Annotated in this window: 9 protein-coding genes, 2 tRNA genes and 3 rRNA genes; 1 reads left to right on the top strand and 13 read right to left on the bottom strand. The window is 58.9% G+C overall.

What is annotated here, in order from left to right; all coding sequences use genetic code 11:
• Nucleotides 1–41 precede the first annotated feature (41 nt).
• Entirely contained in the window at nucleotides 42–929 is an 888-nt protein-coding gene (mmsB, locus tag LOY70_RS03570; protein ID WP_265033361.1) for a 3-hydroxyisobutyrate dehydrogenase, read from the bottom strand.
• A gap of 10 nt (nucleotides 930–939) precedes the next feature.
• Complete coding sequence (locus LOY70_RS03565; protein ID WP_123417359.1) at nucleotides 940–2,466, bottom strand: CoA-acylating methylmalonate-semialdehyde dehydrogenase; 1,527 nt, start codon at nucleotides 2,464–2,466, stop codon at nucleotides 940–942.
• A 139-nt stretch (nucleotides 2,467–2,605) separates the two neighbouring features.
• On the opposite strand from LOY70_RS03565, the gene LOY70_RS03560 reads away from it, so the two are divergent.
• Entirely contained in the window at nucleotides 2,606–3,553 is a 948-nt protein-coding gene (locus LOY70_RS03560) for a LysR family transcriptional regulator (protein ID WP_265033359.1), read from the top strand.
• Here the strand turns inward: LOY70_RS03560 and LOY70_RS03555 are convergent.
• The 11 genes from LOY70_RS03555 to LOY70_RS03505 all read right to left on the bottom strand — a co-directional run bounded on the left by LOY70_RS03555 (nucleotide 3,550) and on the right by LOY70_RS03505 (nucleotide 20,644).
• Entirely contained in the window at nucleotides 3,550–4,002 is a 453-nt protein-coding gene (locus LOY70_RS03555) for an OmpA family protein (protein WP_265037962.1), read from the bottom strand. The genes LOY70_RS03560 and LOY70_RS03555 overlap by 4 nt on opposite strands.
• Before the next feature lie 72 nt (nucleotides 4,003–4,074).
• Nucleotides 4,075–5,325: a diguanylate cyclase domain-containing protein gene (locus LOY70_RS03550; RefSeq protein WP_123342904.1), complete on the bottom strand. Its 1,251-nt coding sequence runs from the start codon at nucleotides 5,323–5,325 to the stop codon at nucleotides 4,075–4,077.
• On the bottom strand, nucleotides 5,322–5,897 hold the full coding sequence (locus LOY70_RS03545) for a YfiR family protein (RefSeq protein ID WP_265033356.1): 576 nt from the start codon (nucleotides 5,895–5,897) through the stop codon (nucleotides 5,322–5,324). The genes LOY70_RS03550 and LOY70_RS03545 overlap by 4 nt, the downstream gene beginning before the upstream one ends.
• Before the next feature lie 139 nt (nucleotides 5,898–6,036).
• A complete protein-coding gene (gene recD / locus LOY70_RS03540) occupies nucleotides 6,037–8,127 on the bottom strand; it encodes an exodeoxyribonuclease V subunit alpha (RefSeq protein ID WP_265033354.1) in 2,091 nt (696 codons plus the stop codon).
• A complete protein-coding gene (gene recB / locus LOY70_RS03535; protein ID WP_265033352.1) occupies nucleotides 8,124–11,813 on the bottom strand; it encodes an exodeoxyribonuclease V subunit beta in 3,690 nt (1,229 codons plus the stop codon). Before recB ends, recD begins: the two co-directional genes overlap by 4 nt.
• Nucleotides 11,810–15,262, bottom strand: coding sequence for an exodeoxyribonuclease V subunit gamma (recC, locus tag LOY70_RS03530; protein ID WP_265033350.1), 3,453 nt, complete (start codon nucleotides 15,260–15,262; stop codon nucleotides 11,810–11,812). Before recC ends, recB begins: the two co-directional genes overlap by 4 nt.
• Before the next feature lie 155 nt (nucleotides 15,263–15,417).
• A 5S ribosomal RNA gene (gene rrf, locus LOY70_RS03525) occupies nucleotides 15,418–15,533 on the bottom strand.
• Between the two features lie 150 nt (nucleotides 15,534–15,683).
• Nucleotides 15,684–18,575 (bottom strand): 23S ribosomal RNA (locus LOY70_RS03520).
• Between the two features lie 246 nt (nucleotides 18,576–18,821).
• Nucleotides 18,822–18,897: transfer RNA gene (locus LOY70_RS03515), tRNA-Ala, on the bottom strand.
• Between the two features lie 10 nt (nucleotides 18,898–18,907).
• Nucleotides 18,908–18,984, bottom strand: a tRNA-Ile gene (locus LOY70_RS03510).
• Between the two features lie 123 nt (nucleotides 18,985–19,107).
• Nucleotides 19,108–20,644, bottom strand: a 16S ribosomal RNA gene (locus tag LOY70_RS03505).
• Together the 16S, 23S and 5S rRNA genes with 2 tRNA genes alongside form the textbook arrangement of a ribosomal RNA operon.
• Nucleotides 20,645–20,862 lie beyond the last annotated feature (218 nt).

Here is a 20,862-nt window from a genome sequence, read left to right as displayed (position 1 = left end):
AGGGAGCTTGTTCCCTCGCCACAAAGCTCTGAAATCAGTCCTTACTGCGGCTTGCGATAGCTGTTAACGATCGCAGAAAAATCCTTGCCGCCCTCGCCCCGCTGGCTCATCGCCTGATACAACTGCTGCGCCACCGCCCCCAGCACCACCGGCTGATGGGCCTGCCGCGCGGCTTCGGTGGCCAAGCCCAAATCCTTGAGCATCAGGTCCGCGCCGAAACCACCGGTATAGCCGCGGGACGCCGGCGCCGTTTCGATCACGCCGGGCCATGGGTTGTAGGTGTCCGAACTCCAGCAACGGCCCGTCGAGCTGTTGATGATGCCCGCCAACACCTGGGTGTCGATCCCCAGGGCATCGCCCAGGGCCATGGCTTCGCTGACGCCCACCATGGAAATCCCCAGCAGCAGGTTGTTACAGATCTTGGCGATCTGCCCGGTGCCGACTTCCCCGCAATGCACGATGTTACGGCCCATTTGCGCCAGTACCGGTTGCAAGGTGGCGAACAGCTCGGCCGTGGCACCGACCATGAAGGTCAACGTGCCGACCGCCGCACCGCCGGTGCCGCCCGAGACGGGGGCGTCGGCCATCGCCACTCCTTGTTTCGCAGCGGCAGCCGCCACGTCGCGAGCGGTCTGTGGGTCGATGGTGCTGCAATCCACCGCTGGCGTGCCGGCGGCAAGGCCCGCCAGCACGCCGTCTTCCCCCAGCCAGACACTGCGCACATGGGCGGCGGCTGGCAGCATGGTGATCACCAGCCCGGCGCCCTGGGCCGCATCACGAGGCGAGGCGCTGATGGTGCCGCCTAAAGCGGCCAACTCGGCCAACACCGTCTGGTTCAGGTCGAACAAATTCAGCGAATGGCCGGCCTTGAGCAGGTTGCGCGCCATGGGGGCGCCCATGTTGCCCAGGCCGATAAATGCGATGTTCATGTCCGGCTCCTTAACGCAGATTGATGGTGGTGTTCACACCGTCGTTGACGCTGTCATCGTCGAACCAGCGCGCGGTCACGGTCTTGGTTTGAGTGTAGAACTGCACCACTTGTTTGCCGTACGGGCCGAGGTCGCCGAGTTTCGAACCCCGGGAGCCGGTGAAACTGAAAAACGGCACCGGCACTGGAATCGGAATGTTGATCCCCACTTGGCCGACATCGATTTCGCTCTGGAACTTACGCGCCGCCGCACCGCTCTGGGTGAACAGGCCAGTACCGTTGCCGAATGGGTTGGCGTTGACCAGGGCAATCGCCTGATCCAGGGTGTCGACTTCCAGCACCACCAGCACCGGGCCGAAGATTTCTTCGTTGTAGATACGCATCTCGGTGGTCACGCCGGAAAACAGGGTCGGACCGACGAAGTTGCCCTGCTCGAAGCCCGGCACGCTGATGCCACGGCCATCGAGTTCCAGCTTCGCGCCTTCCTTCACGCCGCTCTCGATCAACTCGAGAATCCGCGCCTTGGCCCGCTTGGAAATCACCGGGCCGACGTCGGTGCCCGGCTCGCTGCCAGCGTTGACCTTGAGCTTCTGGGCCAGGGCCTTGAGCTCCGGCAGCCATTGCTTGGCCGCGCCCACCAGCACCACCACGGAGGTGGCCATGCAACGCTGGCCCGCCGCGCCGAAACCGGCCCCGACCAAGGCGTTGAGAGTTTGTTCACGATTGGCGTCCGGTAATACCACCGCGTGGTTCTTGGCGCCCATCATCGACTGCACGCGCTTGCCATGGCGACCCGCCAGTTCATACACGTGGGTGCCGACGGCTGTCGAGCCGACGAAGGAAACCGCCTTGATGTCCTTGTGAGTGCACAGCGCATCCACCACGTCCTTGCCGCCATGCACCACATTGAGCACGCCCGCAGGCACGCCAGCCTCAATGGCCAGCTCCACCAGCAACATGGTCGACAACGGGTCCTGTTCCGACGGCTTGAGCACGAAGGTGTTGCCGCAGGCGATGGCCATCGGGAACATCCACAGCGGAATCATCGCCGGGAAGTTGAACGGGGTAATGCCCGCGCACACACCAATCGGCTGACGCAATGTGTAGGTATCCACGCCACCGGCAACGTTCTCGGCAAACTCGCCCATTTGCAGGGTGCCGATGGAGCAAGCGTGCTCGACCACTTCCAACCCACGGAAAATATCGCCTTCGGCGTCAGCGATGGTTTTGCCCTGTTCGGCGCTGAGCACGACGGCGATGCGTTTGGAATGCTCGCGGATCAAGGCCTGGAGCTTGAGCATGATGCGCATCCGCGCGCCGATGGGCGTCAGTTTCCAGGTCTGGAAAGCTCGCTGGGCGGCGGCGATGGCGGCATCGACTTCCGATGCCGTGGCGAACGGGACCTTCGCCAACACCTGCTGGGTGGCCGGGTTGACGATGTCCTGCCATTCGCTGGACTGGGACTCAACCCACTCGCCGTCGATCAACAGTTTGACGGTTTGCAGGGTGGTGTCACTGGGCGTAAGGGAAACGTTCATGCTGGCCTCCGGGAATTGTTCTTATAGAGCGCGCTGGTTCAGCAGAGACCAAGGCGCATAGACACCTTGGTGATGAGACGGTTTTTGGAGTATAGATGTGCAAACTTCTAATAAGAACGCACATAAAAACCGGTCCATCATGCAAAAAAACATCACCTCCCTGGGGTCGCTGAATTGGGACGACCTCAAGTTCTTCCTCGAAGTGGCCCGCACCCGCAAGGCCAGCACCGCAGCCAAACGCCTGGCCGTCGACTACACCACGGTGTCGCGACGCATCAGCTCGCTGGAAGCTTCGTTGGGCACGCTGCTGTTCGAAAAATCCCGGACCAACGGTTTTATCCTCACCGCCGAAGGCCAGCGCCTGCTGGGTTACGCCGAGTCGATCGAAAGTACCCTGCACATGGCCTGCGAACAGGTGTCAGGATCGGGCGTCGCACTGTCCGGCCACGTGCGCATGGGCTGTACCGAAGGTTTCGGCAGTTTCTTCATCACCCCGCAATTGAGTCACTTCGTCGATGCCTACCCGGCCATTTCGGTGGACATCCTACCGCTGCCGCACTTCATCAGCCTCTCCAAGCGCGAAGCCGACATCGTCATCGCCCTCGAACGCCCCGAACATGGCCCGTATGTGTGCTGCAAATTGTGCGACTACCGGCTGCAGCTCTATGCCACCCAGCACTACCTGGACAGCCACCCACCCATCCAGCGACCGGCAGACCTGAGCAAGCATTCGTTCATCAGCTATGTGGATGACCTGGCGTTCAGCTCCGAGCTGCTCTACCTGGCTAACGTACTGCCCGGCGCCAATGCGCATCTGCGCAGCACCAGCGTGATCGCTCAATTCGTAGCGGCGCAGCAAGGGCGGTCACTGGCCATCCTGCCGTGCTTCCTCGCCGCCCAGGATCCCCGCCTGCTACCGGTGTTGCCGGAGGTGATCACCGTCACCCGGCAGTTCTGGATGTACTGCCGGGAGGACCTGAGGAAACTCAAGCGCATTACGTTGTTGTGGGATTACATCCGCCAGGTGACTGAACAGAACCAGCCGTTGCTGATGGGCGAGAGCCGGGAGATGGTGTTCGCCGATTAGTCGGCGATGACCACGATGGCGACGCGACGGTTCTCGGTACGCCCGTCGACCGTGTCGTTGGAGGCGACCGGCCTGCTGCTGCCGAGGCCGCGCGATTGAACGTTTTCCTGGCGCATGCCTACACCGATCAAGACCTTGCTCACACTGTTGGCCCGACGTATCGACAGTTGTTCGTTATAGGCTTGGGAGCCCGACGCGTCGGTATGTCCATCGATCCGCACTCGCTCGATGCCGGCCAGCAACAGCGCCTTGCCGATTCGCTCGACGATCTCGGTGCTGGCTGTGTTGAGGCTTTCCACGTCGCTGCCAAACAGTACTTTGCCCGACAGACCGAAAGCCCAGCCTTCGTCGGTCAATTTAAACCCTTGCTGTTTGAGCACCGCAATTTGTGCCGGAGTCAGCCCTTTCGGCGGCGCGGTCTGGCAGCCGCTCAAGACCAGGACCGCCATGAACACCAATGCGATGAAGCGTTGCAAACCGGGTTGAGAATGTGAACGCACGAATCAGCTCCTTGTTTGAAGTCAAGCGACGGGGTGCTCCGCCTCCGACGTTTGCTGGCCGCCTCGGGAGAGGCGTTTGGCTTGGTACATCGCCGCATCGGCGGCATTGAGCAAGGCGCCAGGCGTGGCGCCATGATCAGGGAAAACGGCAATACCGATACTGAGGGAGGTCAGCACCGAGGCATTGCCGGGCAATTGAATCGGCATTTCCATGCTGGCGATGATTTTTTCGGCGATCCGTTCGGCGTCCTCGATCTTGTGCAAAGGCGAGAGCAGCACAGCAAACTCGTCTCCCCCCAGACGCGCCACCAGGTCATCCTCGCGCAACTGTGCCCGGACCCGCGTCGCCACCGCCGTCAGCACCGCATCACCGGCCGCGTGGCCGAAATTATCATTGATGCCTTTGAACCGATCGCTGTCCAGGTACAGCACCGCCACTTGTTCGTCGAGCTTGCTGGCATTGCGCAAGGCACGGATCAATCGGCCTTCGAAGAACGCCCGGTTCGGCAACCCGGTCAGGCTGTCGTGACTGGCTTGGTGGGCCAGGGTTTCGTTCTCGCTTTGCAGGTGGGTCTGCCAGGACTCCAACTCGTCGAGCAGTGCGTTGAAGTCATTGCCCAGGTTATCCAGTTCGGCGATGGCAGCCGGCGGCACGCGTCGGTCCAGGGCCCGCTCGCTGCGTGCCGCGTGGGCCACTTCCGCCAGGCTGCGCAGCGGCCCGGTGATCGCCCGCAATTGGCGCCGCGCCAGATACAACGCCACCCAGGCGCTCACCGCCGTGCACAAAATGATCCCCGCCAGACCGCTGAGCAAAAAGCGAAACAGGCTACCGCCATGTCCCGCCAGCACAATGCTGCCGATGTTCTCCCCTTGATGCACGATCGGCAGGCTGATGGGTTTTTCCAAAAACGCCTTGGCGATGTGCATTTCCAGTTCCGACAATAAACCGGTTTCCGGACGCTGCCAGCGCGCCAACAGACGGCCGTGCTCATTGAATACCTGGGCATCGGCGACTTCCTCGGTGGAGGCAATCAGGGCCAGCGCCTCGGTGGCTGCCGCCGCGTCATCGAACACCACGGCCGCTTCCACGGTGTAGTTGATCGAACGGGCGATCAGGTGCAGGTTGTGATCGGCGTAGACCCGCAACGCAAGCACGCCGAGCAGGGTCAGGGAAACACTGGCCATGGTGATTGCCACCAACGCGACGATCAGGTGGCCGCGACCGATGACCGAGCCCAGGGTGGGACGGATCCGTGGTTTGGACAGGCTCATGGTGCTGGCGACCTGCGACGGGAAAGTTGCAGGACGCTCGGATGGATACGCACTCCGCTGCGCGCCACTGAGTCGAGATTGACCTCGAACGAAACCTGTTCATCGCCCACTCGCAGACAGAACAGGCTACCCACGGTGCACTGGTCGCCGCCTTCGCTGATGCTCAACACGGGTTGGCCGATCAGGGAGGCGAACAGCCGGGAGCGCTCGTCGCTGGTCAGCCTGCCGATGTAGACGGCGTTACAGTCAGTGGCGATGTCAGGGTGATCGGCCAATAGCCGCTGCACGCTCACCGGTCGTCCAGTGGCCTGGGTTGTGCCTTTGACCAGGTCGTCGGTGTATTGGGTCGGCCCGACGATGCACAGTTGCAGTTGTGCCGGCTCCACAGGCCAGCGCGCGTAGCTAAGAATGCCCAGTACCACTTGAGTCACCGCTTCAGCGCGCTGCTCGGCCTGGGTTGTGGATGCCTGATCCTGGGCAACGACGAGGGGCGACAGTAAACACAGAAGGCCGGCAAGCAGAAAATGCCTCCAGCCCTTGCTGCGCACTGCCTCCCGTACAGGCACTTCCATGGAAATCTCTTGATCCAAGCGTTAAGTGCGGAACGATAGCACAGTGCCAAAAAGCCAGCGATACACCAAGTTACACAGACTGGCGAGCGAAACAGGCAAAAATTGAGACCAGGGCAATGAATCACCCAACACCGCTGATTCAATCGGCCTGTTCCAGCTCCAGCATCAACCCACTCAAGCGCTTGACCTTGCGCTGGACGGCTTCCTCGAACACTCCCGCTCGCGGCTCTATCAGGCTGAACCACTGCTTGCCCCGGGTAATGGCGGTATACACCAGCTCCTTGGTCAACACGGGATTCAACGCATCCGGAAGGATCAACGCCGTATGGGTGAATTCCGAGCCCTGGGACTTGTGTACGGTCATGGCATACACGGTTTCCACATCCGTCAGGCGGCTGGGCAGGACGAAACGCACACCACCCTGGCCGTCGTTGCGAGGGAAGGCGACCCGCAACACCTGTTTGCCGGCATTCGGCCCTTCCCGTTCGGGCAACTTGAGGGCAATCCCGATATCGCCGTTCATCAACCCCAACCCGTAGTCGTTGCGGGTCATCAAGACCGGGCGCCCTTCGTACCACAGATGATCGCTATCGATCAGGCGGGCCTTGAGCAGCGCGGCGGTGATTCGCTGGTTCAGCCCCTCGACGCCCCAGGGGCCTTTGCGAACGGCGCAGAGCAATTGGAATTCGTCGAATGCCGACAGGACCTCCCGAGCCCAATCGGCCCAGCAGCTGTCCTCCAGTGGACGCGATATCGCCGGGCGTCGTTGCCGAAGCAGGTTCAAGTAATGCCCATACCCCAGAGGCCCTTGTGGCTGCCCCTCAAGCACCAAACGCTCCAGTGCCCCGTCATGCTCGCCCTTCAATGCCAGGCAAAACAGGTCGGCATGTTGGCCGTCCGCCAGTAAGCGGCGGGCCTTTTCCGGCTGCTGCTGGTTGACCCAGCGGGCCAGCTGGCCGATACCACTGCCCTCGCCGAAGCGTCGGGAATGCCTGAGCATGACCACTTGCTGGGCCAAGGGATGCGTGCCGTCGAGATCTTGTTGCAGATCACTGGCTGCCAGGTTTTCGCCGCTGACCGACTCAAGCCAGGCTCGAGTCTGGGGGTTGTACCAGCCCTCCTCGGCGTCTCGACACAGATCCCCCAGCACCGCGCCCGCTTCCACAGACGCCAACTGGTCCTTATCCCCCAGCAACACCAGTCGGGCATGCGCCGGCAGCGCATCCAGCAGATTGGCCATCATCTCCAGATCGATCATCGATGCTTCATCGACCACCAGCACATCCAGGGGCAGCCGATTGCCCGCATGGTGGCGAAAATGGCGCGTACCGGGCCGACTGCCCAACAAACGATGGACCGTGGTCACCTCGCAGGGAATCCGTTCGCGCACAGCGGCGACCACATCCAGGGTCCGGACCTGCTGGCTGATGGACTCGGTCAGGCGCGCCGCCGCCTTGCCCGTGGGCGCGGCCAGGCGAATTCGCAGCGGCTTGCCGGCCTCGACGGCGGGTGCCTGAAGCAAGGCCAGCAGACGTACAACGGTGGTGGTCTTGCCGGTGCCCGGGCCACCGGTGACGATGCTGAAGCCCGCCCGGGTCGCCAGGGCACAGGCGAGTTTCTGCCAATCGATGGGGCCGGCGCCGCTGGCCGGTCCGAACAGACCGTCCAAACGGTCGCGCAAGTCCCCGGCCCCGGCTTCGTGCCTGGCAAGCCGTTGGCGCAACGCCTCATCGATCCGCCGCTCATAAGCCCAATAACGACGCAGGTAAAGACGCTTGCCGGACAGCACCAACGGACGCTGCCGCGCCTGCTCGCTGTCATCGACCGCCAAGGCCACCAGACGGCTGGAAGCCAGGGCCTTGCACCAGTGAGCGCCGTCCAGGCTCCGCAGTATTTGCGACGGCAATACGCCGGTTTGCAAATCCCCCTCAGGGGGCAGCGACAGGGCAAAGTCCGGTTCCTTGAGAGTTTCGAACAAATCCAGGCAAACATGCCCGTGGCCCAACTGATGACTGGTCAGCGCTGCGGCGAGCAGCACCAATGGATCATCGTCAGGTGCCAGCTCATGGAGGAAGGCGACAAATGCCTTGTCCAAGGCGCGCAACCATCCACGCTCGACCCAACGCGTCAGCAACAACAGCAGGTCATCTGCACGGCTCAACGGCGCCAAGTCACCCAGGCCCTCATCATCGGACGAGAGGGGGAGCAGGTCGGCAAAAGAACGACTCATAGCAACTCTCCCTGCACCCATGCCGGTTCAGCCTTGGGCTCGGGTGCCCCTTGGAACAGACGATCCAGTTGCTCGATCAACGCCCGTGGAGGCTTGGTGAAAAACACACCCTGACTGGCTGCACGGGTACCACGAAGGAACAGATACAAGGCGCCGCCGACATGCCGGTCGTAGTCATAATCGGGCAGGCGCGCCTTGAGCTGACGATGCAACGCCAACAGGTACAACACATATTGCAGGTCGTAGCGATTTTCCAGGATCGACTGTTCCATGGCCTGCGCGGTATAGGCCATGTCATCGACACCCAGCCAGTTGGACTTGTAATCGGCCACGTAGTAGCGGCCGCCGTGCTCGAACGTCAAATCGATGAACCCCTTGAACATGCCGTTGAGCAACACCGGTTCGGCCGCAACACGCGCGACACCGCCATGGGTGAACCGGCATACGAGCTGATCGAGCTTGAGCACATCGACTTTGTGGCTGGCGAACCAGAATTCCATTTCGACCTGAAACTGGGTCAAGTGCTCGAGCACCACCGGCGCCTGGCCGTTACCGATGTGCAAAGGTACTTTGACCAGGTGCTGCAGCCAGTCGCTGAGCGTGGCGATCCAGCCCTTCCAGCCTCTACGGTTGCAACGTCGGGCAATGGCATCCTCGATGGCCGACGGCGTAGCCGCAAAGCCTTCACCGGCGGCCCACTCCAGGAGGCCATGGAGGAACGTCCCGGGATTGGGACCGCGGGGAAAACGATGAATGTCACCGCCAACGGCAATGACTTCCCGGGGAGCGTCCGGGTCAAGTCGCTCATCGTCGAACAGCTTCTGGGCCTGGGGATTCTCTGGCGCGGCATCGCTGCCTTCACTCAGGCTTTCCCCAATGCGCAGCGCGCTGTAGGACGCAATCCACCAGTTTTCGCTGGCTTTTCGTACGGGCATCAGGGGCTCGAGCAATACCGCTTCGTTGCGCGGAGGCTGGTAGCGCTCGTCGGTGGCCTGGGGCATCTCCTGGCAACTCACTGCGACGCTGCCTTGCTGCAGATCTTCCAACCAGCGCCGCAGCTCTACCGATTCGGTCAACGGCGCACCGCCGCCCAACAGATACCCCAACGCAGATAAATGCAGGATCGACCCGTTGTTGTTGCCCCGCTTGAGATCGGCGACACCCAGCCAGCAGGCATGCTGTGCACGGGTCAGTGCCACATAGAGAAGTCGTAGATCCTCGGCCAGACGCTCGTCATCGGCCTTGGCAATCAACTCGGCGGTGGGCCTGAGACTGATCTGCGCCTTGTTGGCCTCGTCGTGGTAATGCAACGGCAGTCGGCTGCCGTCCACTGGTTTCGTCGAACAGATGAAAGGCAGGAACACCAACGGATACTCAAGCCCCTTGGACTTGTGGATCGTGACCACTTTGACCAGTTGCTCATCGCTTTCCAGCCGCAGGATCTGTTCCTCTCCCGCCTGCCCGGACAAGGCCAGGTGCTCGGACAGATGTCGAATCAAGGCTTGCTCGCCATCCAGCTCACCGGCGGCCTGCTGCAATAATTCGCAAAGATGCAGCAAGTTGGTCAATACCCGTTCGCCATCGCTGCGCGCCATCAAGGCCTGGGGCAATTCAAAATCATGCAACAGGCGCCGCAACATGGGCAGCACCCCCTGGGTGCGCCAAACCGTGCGATAACCCCGGAACTGCATGACGCGCGCTTCCCAGGCCAGCTCATCCTGATTGAGACGTTCCAGTTCGGTCAGCGGCAGATTCAAGGTAATGCTGGCCAGCGCCGCTCGCAGCGGTCGCTCGACGTCCGGCTCGGCGCAGGCCCGGAGCCAGGTCAGCAAGTCGCGGGCCTCTTGCGAGGCAAAGACCGAATCCTTGTCGGACAGATAGACACTGCGCACGCCCCGTGCGGACAACTCATCTCTCACGGCCTGCGCTTCTTTACCGTCGCGCACCAGGATGGCGATGTCCGCCGGGCGTAGTCCGCGAAGCGTTTGCTCATCGATTGCAAAACCGTCGCGTCCCGACTGGCCACCGTTGAGCAACGCGGTGATCTCACTGGCGCAGGCAGCCGCCATGTGTTTGCGATACACCGCCCCGGAGAGGGGTTGATCCGATGGCAAGTGCCAGATATTCAATGCAGCAACGGCTTGCCCTGCGATCCGCAAGGACTCCTTACGACCCTGGGACTCAACAGGCAAGAACGGCACCGGGTTCTCACCCGATGGTTCACGGAACAGAAAGGCCCCTCGCCCTTTCGGACGAGATTCGGCGTATTGGAAAATATGGTTCACGGCGCCAACCATGGCGTGGCTGGAACGGAAATTGGTCCCCAGCGTATGCAGCCGGCCCGTGGAGGCTTCGCGAGCTCGCAGGTAGGTATAGATGTCAGCACCGCGAAAAGCGTAAATCGCCTGCTTCGGATCACCAATCAGGAACAGCCCGGTGTCAGGGTTGTTCTCTTCAATGCGATAGATGCTTTCGAAGATTCGGTATTGAACCGGGTCGGTGTCCTGGAACTCATCGATCAGCGCCACCGGAAACTGCTCGCGGATCAGGCTCGCCAGACGCTCTCCCCCGTCGGCCTGCAAAGCCGTGTCGAGACGCAGCAGCATGTCGTCGAAACCCATCTCTGCGCGGCGCCGCTTCTCGGCCTCGAAGCGTGCCCCGACCCATTGCGCGGCATGTTGCAGTACGGCGGCGTCTGGAGTGGGCAGCGCATCCAGGCTGGCCTTGAGACCGGCCATGGCGTCCAACCCGGGATGGTTGGGCACTTCGCCTTTCCAGGCTTCGGCCATGCCTTCGGGAGTCAGCCGAGTGAACCCGGTGCCGATGTCCAACAACTCGAGGCTTTCGTCCTCCACCCAAGCCGTGATTTTCTGAAACCACGGCTCGAAGTAGCGCGCCTGCATCTTGCGCCCGTCGACACACTTGCTGGCGACGCCTTGCTGGCAGATCTCCAGCAGCTCCACGGCCCATTGCCGCCACGGTGCCTTAAGGTCGAGCAAGGCGGCACTGCGCTCCTGGAGGGAGGCTGCGATGAGTTCGGCCGGCTCAAGCCCCTCACCGTCATCACGCTCGCAGGAGAACAACCCTCTCACTCGCGGCAACAGCGCAGCCGGCCCTCCCCAATGAGCACGGACCCAATTCAGCGCTTCGCCTTGCATCGAATAGCAGAACAGCCGCCAGTAGTCGCGCAGCACCTCGCCGAGCAATTCGCTGTGGTCGGTTTCCAGGGTTTGGGTAAAGAGGCTGCCGCTGTCGAAAGCATGCTCACGCAGCATGCGCTGACACCAGCTATGGATGGTCGAGACGGCCGCTTCGTCCATCCATTGCGCGGCGATGTCGAGCCGGTTCGCGCAGCCAGGCCATTGCTCAGCATCGAATTCATCACGTAACGCTGCGATCAGCGAATCCGGGGCGAGAATCTCGTCACGAAAGAAACGCGCGGCTTCGGCCAGGCGCGTGCGAATCCGTTCACGCAACTCTTTGGTGGCCGCGTCCGTAAACGTCACCACCAGGATTTGCGGAGGAAGCAGCTCGCGGCCAAACCCGGTCGCCGGATCGCCATGCCCCAGCACCAGGCGCAGGTACAGCGCGGAAATGGTAAAGGTCTTGCCGGTCCCGGCGCTGGCCTCGATCAATTGGCTGCCGCGCAACGGGAAAGCCAGGGCCAGTGGTGTCTGCCGACTCATGAACGCGCCTCCCCTTCAGCCGATGAACGCCATGGAGCTTCGAGCAGCGGGCGGTAAAGCGCATCGCACCAATCGGGAAATGTTTCGTCAGCGGTCAAGGCATCGAAATCAGCAAACTGCCGAGCCAAGGCCGGACTTTCCCGGCGTTCGCCTTCAGTCGTTTGCCCATCGCCTTCGTAGGCTTTTCGAGCAGCCGCATCGGCTTTGACCGGATCACTCTGGCCAAGCCAGGCGAAGGCTGTCTTCACCGCGACCGGTAGCGGCTGGCGCATACCGGTCTGCCAGGCTTGCAACAGATCGCCGAGGAGCCTTTGCGCTACAGCCTCCTCAAAAGGTACCAGCAGCAAACTGTCATCACTGGCCACCAGTGCCGTCGTCATTGAAAGACCGTTGGCGCAGGCCACCAGATGGTTGACCCAGGGCCGTATCAGCCGATGCCATTTACGGGTCTTGGTGGAGCCGATGCTGTTGGGTATGGCCGTGATAGCGAGGACTGCACCATCAGAGCGCTGATGCAGGCCACTGAGCCAACCTTCGACACTCACACCCTGCAACTGCAGGCTGACTGGCACAGCGCTGACCAACGGTGTGGGCCATAACGCCAGAAGCTGTTGGTAACGCTGGAGCAGATCAGGCAAGGGCTCGATCAATTCACGCTGCATGCACTCGCCGAAACCGGCCATGGGTAACAGACCGCTGTTCTGGAGCCTCTTGGCGTGGGCGGCCAGGGCAAGGTCCGGCTGGTCCAGGCGAACCAGGGCAGCCTCGAGCAGGCTGTCGCTCAGGCTGTAACGCTCAAGCGCATCGAGAACGAACGGCTCGTCATCAGCCAGGGGGGCTTCGATGGCTTCGAAAAATACTTTGAGTCGCTGGCTGAAGAAATGGCGGACGGGATTGCGCAGGAAGTCCTGCAACTGACCGAGGCCCAAGGGTTCTTCCTGGACGTAGGGTTCCAGCACCTGGGATTGGGAGGCCTGGTCCTGGGTATCGTGAAGCATCCGCCACTCGCTGGCGTAACTGAACAGCTCATCGCCCTGATGAAAATAGCGAGCGCTGAACGGCTGCAGGGGATGCTCCTGGGTGAGTGCATCGAGAAGCGCCTTGCTGTCATCTGCCGATCGCCATCCACTGGCGAGATGATCGCGCAGTTGCCCGATCAGCACCGAAGCGGGTCGGTCACTGTTGTCGCGGATGCTGCGCCCGACCCAACTGATATAGAGTTTTTCCCGGGCCGACAGCAGCGCCTCCAAGAGCAGATAACGGTCATCCTCACGCCGTGAGCGATCACCCGGGCGATAATCGCTGCCCATGAGGTCGAAATCCAGGGGCGGCTGGGCTCGCGGGTAATCACCGTCATTCATACCCAGTAAGCACACCAGCTTGAAGGGAATCGCGCGCATCGGCATCAAGGTACAGAAGTTGACCGCTCCGGCCAGGAATCGCTGGGACAACCGCCCCTGATCCAATCCAGCCAGCCAGGCTTCGCGCACTACCGTCAGCGGCAGTTCATCCTGTAGACCAACCGACTCACAGGTTTCCAACCAGGTTTCACGCAGGTCTTCGAGTTGGGCCAGCAGATAGTCGTCATGCTCGTTGCTTGCCAGGAAAAACAGCTGCGTCAGATCGTGCAGACGCGAGCCCCATTCCTGCGGTGATGCTGGCTGGGTCAGTTCTTGATGGGCGACTTCCAGCGCATCCAGCAAGGCAACCAGGGGACCGATCAATGCCGCATCCAGACCGCCGATTTCATCATAGGGTTCGATGCCCTCATAGGCATCCGAACGGCCGACGGCATACCCCAGCAACATCCGACGCAGGCCGAAATGCCAGCTGTTCTGCTCAAGCTCTGCGGGCAATCCCAGCCCGGCGCGATGTTCGGCGCTCATACCCCAGCGAATGCCAGCGCCCTCGATCCAACGATGCAACGTAGGCAAGTCTGCCTCATTGATGCCGAAACGCTCACGCAAAGCAGGGACATCCAGCAGATCGAGGATTTCGCTGACTGGGAAACGACTGTCAGGCAGCTTGAGCAGGTGCTCGACGGCGATCAGCAACGGATCACGTCCGCGCTGGCCCTGGTCGGTCAGCGTGAATGGAATGAAGCGGGGGTCCGTTCTATCAAGCTGGCCGAACACCGCACGAATGTGCGGCGCGTAACTGTCGATATCCGGGACCATGACGATGATATCCCGAGGGCGTAAGCTCGGATCGGCACTGAAATGGGCCAGCAACTGGTCATGGAGAATTTCGACTTCGCGCTGAGCGCTGTGGGCAATATGGAAACGGATTGACCCATCTCGCGCCGTATCGACGGCAGGCCAGTGTTCCCGGGTTTCGTTCAGAGGGCGCAGCTCGAGGATGTCATCTTGCAACTGACTGAGGAGGGTCGTGGGACTTGCGTCACTGAACAGGTCGATTCGTCCATCGCGAAATACCGAGCGATAGCTGTTGGGGTCATCGTAGCTGTCGAGCAGGTTGATATAGTCGCGCCCCTGCTTGCCCCAGGCGGCCAATAACGGATGAGCGTGCTGATGCAAGGTTTGCGGGTCGAGGACGACGGGCGTGCCAGCCTTGCGTGCCTGACGCTTGTATTGATGGCGCAATAGATCCTTGTCGGCCACGATGTCCGCCCAGTGGTGACGGCATGGGTTATGGACGCACAGCAGCACCTGGCTAAACCGCGACAGGCCGGCAAGCGCTTCAAGGGCTTGGGCCGGTAGCGAAGAAATGCCGAACACAATCACTCGCGCGGGCAAGCCTTTCGGAGCGCTTTCCAGGCTATTGATCCGCTCGAGGTAGCGCTGGTGAACGCCTGCACGGCTTTGGGCCATGCCTTTCTCTCCGACGTCCAGCAACAAGGCTCGCCAAAGCTCGGCCTGCCAGCAATTTGCCGGCGCAAGCGCCTTGATTTCGCCGCGGACATTTCTGGTCTGGTGTCGACCTTCCGCCCAGTCCTCAAGCCAGTCGGCCCGGTATACCTGGTATTGGTCGAATAGATCGGCAAGGCGCTCGGACAATTGATAGCGCTTGCGTAAGTCAGTGTCGTGGGTGAGGAATCGTCGTAGAGGCTCGAAATGAGGCTGCTCGATCAACTGCGGCAGCAGGCGCATCAGTCGCCAGGTCAGCGGGGCTTTATCCAGCAGGGACTTGGCCGGAATCTCGTCACGCCCCAGGACCGTTCGATAAAGTTGCCACATGAAGCTGCCTGGCAACTGCACATCAATGGCCGCCGCAATACCGCAGCCACCGGAATCATCGTCTTCCGGATCTTCAGCCAGTGCCAGCTTGAGCCATTGGGCAATACCGTTGCTCTGTACCAACGCGATTTCATTTTCAAGAGGGGCCAGCGGATAGCGCCGCATCAAGCTGATCACCAGGCTGCGCAATTCATCAAGGCGATTCCCGTGAACCACCATGAAAGCTGGGCTGAGGGACGTTGCGTCCGGCATGAAAGGCATCCTTGAAAATGCAAAAGCTAGGGCCGAACCTTAGCACTGTCGGGGGGTTGTGACAGCTGGGACCTGTCCGCGCTTATCGTAAGAACTTTCCTGCGGGCAAAACAAAACCCCTACCTGCGTCAGCAGATAGGGGTTTTGGAATTTAATCTTGACGATGACCTACTCTCACATGGGGAAACCCCACACTACCATCGGCGATGCATCGTTTCACTTCTGAGTTCGGGATGGGATCAGGTGGTTCCAATGCTCTATGGTCGTCAAGAAATTCGGTAGCCAGCGCGTGCCTTGCGGTCACGTTCCAGCGAATGGGTATGCGATAGGTGGGTGTCTTGTGAGCAGCGTTGAACTTTCGGTTCATCTCGTCTTCACACACCGCAATCTGGCCTTTCGACTCAAATTGCTTGGGTGTTATATGGTCAAGCCTCACGGGCAATTAGTACAGGTTAGCTCAACGCCTCACAGCGCTTACACACCCTGCCTATCAACGTCGTAGTCTTCGACGGCCCTTCAGGGGACTCAAGGTCCCAGTGAGATCTCATCTTGAGGCAAGTTTCCCGCTTAGATGCTTTCAGCGGTTATCTTTCCCGAACATAGCTACCCGGCAATGCCACTGGCGTGACAACCGGAACACCAGAGGTTCGTCCACTCCGGTCCTCTCGTACTAGGAGCAGCCCCTCTCAAATCTCAAACGTCCACGGCAGATAGGGACCGAACTGTCTCACGACGTTCTAAACCCAGCTCGCGTACCACTTTAAATGGCGAACAGCCATACCCTTGGGACCGGCTTCAGCCCCAGGATGTGATGAGCCGACATCGAGGTGCCAAACACCGCCGTCGATATGAACTCTTGGGCGGTATCAGCCTGTTATCCCCGGAGTACCTTTTATCCGTTGAGCGATGGCCCTTCCATACAGAACCACCGGATCACTAAGACCTACTTTCGTACCTGCTCGACGTGTCTGTCTCGCAGTCAAGCGCGCTTTTGCCTTTATACTCTACGACCGATTTCCGACCGGTCTGAGCGCACCTTCGTACTCCTCCGTTACTCTTTAGGAGGAGACCGCCCCAGTCAAACTACCCACCATACACTGTCCTCGATCCGGATAACGGACCTGAGTTAGAACCTCAAAGTTGCCAGGGTGGTATTTCAAGGTTGGCTCCACGCGAACTGGCGTCCACGCTTCAAAGCCTCCCACCTATCCTACACAAGCAAATTCAAAGTCCAGTGCAAAGCTATAGTAAAGGTTCACGGGGTCTTTCCGTCTAGCCGCGGATACACTGCATCTTCACAGCGATTTCAATTTCACTGAGTCTCGGGTGGAGACAGCGCCGCCATCGTTACGCCATTCGTGCAGGTCGGAACTTACCCGACAAGGAATTTCGCTACCTTAGGACCGTTATAGTTACGGCCGCCGTTTACCGGGGCTTCGATCAAGAGCTTCGCGTTAGCTAACCCCATCAATTAACCTTCCGGCACCGGGCAGGCGTCACACCCTATACGTCCACTTTCGTGTTTGCAGAGTGCTGTGTTTTTAATAAACAGTCGCAGCGGCCTGGTATCTTCGACCGGCGTGGGCTTACGCAGTAAATGCTTCACCCTCACCGGCGCACCTTCTCCCGAAGTTACGGTGCCATTTTGCCTAGTTCCTTCACCCGAGTTCTCTCAAGCGCCTTGGTATTCTCTACCCAACCACCTGTGTCGGTTTGGGGTACGGTTCCTGGTTACCTGAAGCTTAGAAGCTTTTCTTGGAAGCATGGCATCAACCACTTCGTCACCCAGAGGGTAACTCGTCATCAGCTCTCGGCCTTAGAATCCCGGATTTACCTAAGATTCCAGCCTACCACCTTAAACTTGGACAACCAACGCCAAGCTGGCCTAGCCTTCTCCGTCCCTCCATCGCAATAACCAGAAGTACAGGAATATTAACCTGTTTTCCATCGACTACGCTTTTCAGCCTCGCCTTAGGGACCGACTAACCCTGCGTCGATTAACGTTGCGCAGGAAACCTTGGTCTTTCGGCGTGGGTGTTTTTCACACCCATTGTCGTTACTCATGTCAGCATTCGCACTTCTGATACCTCCAGCAAGCTTCTCAACTCACCTTCACAGGCTTACAGAACGCTCCTCTACCGCATCACCTAAGTGATACCCGTAGCTTCGGTGTATGGTTTGAGCCCCGTTACATCTTCCGCGCAGGCCGACTCGACTAGTGAGCTATTACGCTTTCTTTAAAGGGTGGCTGCTTCTAAGCCAACCTCCTAGCTGTCTAAGCCTTCCCACATCGTTTCCCACTTAACCATAACTTTGGGACCTTAGCTGACGGTCTGGGTTGTTTCCCTTTTCACGACGGACGTTAGCACCCGCCGTGTGTCTCCCATGCTCGGCACTTGTAGGTATTCGGAGTTTGCATCGGTTTGGTAAGTCGGGATGACCCCCTAGCCGAAACAGTGCTCTACCCCCTACAGTGATACATGAGGCGCTACCTAAATAGCTTTCGAGGAGAACCAGCTATCTCCGAGCTTGATTAGCCTTTCACTCCGATCCACAGGTCATCCGCTAACTTTTCAACGGTAGTCGGTTCGGTCCTCCAGTTAGTGTTACCCAACCTTCAACCTGCCCATGGATAGATCGCCCGGTTTCGGGTCTATTCCCAGCGACTAGACGCCCTATTAAGACTCGCTTTCGCTACGCCTCCCCTATTCGGTTAAGCTCGCCACTGAAAATAAGTCGCTGACCCATTATACAAAAGGTACGCAGTCACCCAACAAAGTGGGCTCCCACTGCTTGTACGCATACGGTTTCAGGATCTATTTCACTCCCCTCTCCGGGGTTCTTTTCGCCTTTCCCTCACGGTACTAGTTCACTATCGGTCAGTCAGTAGTATTTAGCCTTGGAGGATGGTCCCCCCATATTCAGACAAAGTTTCTCGTGCTCCGTCCTACTCGATTTCACTTCTAAGATCCTTTCGCGTACAGGGCTATCACCCACTATGGCCGCACTTTCCAGAGCGTTCCGCTAAAATCAAAGAAGCTTAAGGGCTAGTCCCCGTTCGCTCGCCACTACTAAGGGAATCTCGGTTGATTTCTTTTCCTCAGGGTACTTAGATGTTTCAGTTCCCCTGGTTCGCCTCTTGCACCTATGTATTCAGTACAAGATAACCATCTTATGATGGCTGGGTTCCCCCATTCAGACATCTCCGGATCAAAGTCTGTTTGCCGACTCCCCGAAGCTTTTCGCAGGCTACCACGTCTTTCATCGCCTCTGACTGCCAAGGCATCCACCGTATGCGCTTCTTCACTTGACCATATAACCCCAAGCAATCTGGTTATACTGTGAAGACGACATTCGCCGAAAATTCGTACGCTTGCTCACTTAAGAGCAACTCACAAATTTTACCTTAGCCTGATCCGTTACCAGTGAAAGTAACGTCCAGTCTATGTTTCTATCACATACCCAAATTTTTAAAGAACGATCTAATCAAAAGACTAGAAATCAACATTCACCATCACCTTGATGGAATGCTCATTTCTAAGCTTTCAGAAGCAGTTTATGGTGGAGCCAAGCGGGATCGAACCGCTGACCTCCTGCGTGCAAGGCAGGCGCTCTCCCAGCTGAGCTATGGCCCCATAACAAAATTGGTGGGTCTGGGCAGATTCGAACTGCCGACCTCACCCTTATCAGGGGTGCGCTCTAACCAACTGAGCTACAGACCCAATTTCGAGCTTGTAACTGTTAGCTATGAGCTATCAGCTTGGAGCTTAAAGCTGCTTCTATCGTCTTCTTCAATGAATCAAGCAATTCGTGTGGGAGCTCATGGAGCAGCTGCGGTCGTCGATTAAGGAGGTGATCCAGCCGCAGGTTCCCCTACGGCTACCTTGTTACGACTTCACCCCAGTCATGAATCACACCGTGGTAACCGTCCTCCCGAAGGTTAGACTAGCTACTTCTGGTGCAACCCACTCCCATGGTGTGACGGGCGGTGTGTACAAGGCCCGGGAACGTATTCACCGCGACATTCTGATTCGCGATTACTAGCGATTCCGACTTCACGCAGTCGAGTTGCAGACTGCGATCCGGACTACGATCGGTTTTGTGGGATTAGCTCCACCTCGCGGCTTGGCAACCCTCTGTACCGACCATTGTAGCACGTGTGTAGCCCAGGCCGTAAGGGCCATGATGACTTGACGTCATCCCCACCTTCCTCCGGTTTGTCACCGGCAGTCTCCTTAGAGTGCCCACCATAACGTGCTGGTAACTAAGGACAAGGGTTGCGCTCGTTACGGGACTTAACCCAACATCTCACGACACGAGCTGACGACAGCCATGCAGCACCTGTCTCAATGTTCCCGAAGGCACCAATCTATCTCTAGAAAGTTCATTGGATGTCAAGGCCTGGTAAGGTTCTTCGCGTTGCTTCGAATTAAACCACATGCTCCACCGCTTGTGCGGGCCCCCGTCAATTCATTTGAGTTTTAACCTTGCGGCCGTACTCCCCAGGCGGTCAACTTAATGCGTTAGCTGCGCCACTAAGAGCTCAAGGCTCCCAACGGCTAGTTGACATCGTTTACGGCGTGGACTACCAGGGTATCTAATCCTGTTTGCTCCCCACGCTTTCGCACCTCAGTGTCAGTATCAGTCCAGGTGGTCGCCTTCGCCACTGGTGTTCCTTCCTATATCTACGCATTTCACCGCTACACAGGAAATTCCACCACCCTCTACCATACTCTAGCTTGTCAGTTTTGAATGCAGTTCCCAGGTTGAGCCCGGGGATTTCACATCCAACTTAACAAACCACCTACGCGCGCTTTACGCCCAGTAATTCCGATTAACGCTTGCACCCTCTGTATTACCGCGGCTGCTGGCACAGAGTTAGCCGGTGCTTATTCTGTCGGTAACGTCAAGACAGTTACGTATTAAGCAACTGCCCTTCCTCCCAACTTAAAGTGCTTTACAATCCGAAGACCTTCTTCACACACGCGGCATGGCTGGATCAGGCTTTCGCCCATTGTCCAATATTCCCCACTGCTGCCTCCCGTAGGAGTCTGGACCGTGTCTCAGTTCCAGTGTGACTGATCATCCTCTCAGACCAGTTACGGATCGTCGCCTTGGTGAGCCATTACCCCACCAACTAGCTAATCCGACCTAGGCTCATCTGATAGCGCAAGGCCCGAAGGTCCCCTGCTTTCTCCCGTAGGACGTATGCGGTATTAGCGTCCGTTTCCGAGCGTTATCCCCCACTACCAGGCAGATTCCTAGGTATTACTCACCCGTCCGCCGCTCTCAAGAGAAGCAAGCTTCTCTCTACCGCTCGACTTGCATGTGTTAGGCCTGCCGCCAGCGTTCAATCTGAGCCATGATCAAACTCTTCAGTTCAAACATCTTTGGGTTTTGAGAAAACCCTAAACTTGGCTCAGCAATCGTTGGTTACATCTTTGATTTCTCGCGGAGTAACTTGTGATGCTGATAATCTGTTGACTAGCAGTCTGACTCCACAAGCACCCACACGAATTGCTTGATTCAGTTGTTAAAGAGCGGTGGGTTGAGCCTTTCGTCTCAACCGAGGCGCGCATTCTACAGCGCCCGGTGTATCT

The organism is Pseudomonas sp. B21-054 (assembly GCF_026016345.1).
In the GTDB taxonomy this organism is placed as follows: Bacteria; Pseudomonadota; Gammaproteobacteria; order Pseudomonadales; family Pseudomonadaceae; genus Aquipseudomonas.
This window is presented reverse-complemented; position numbering and strand designations above follow the sequence as displayed.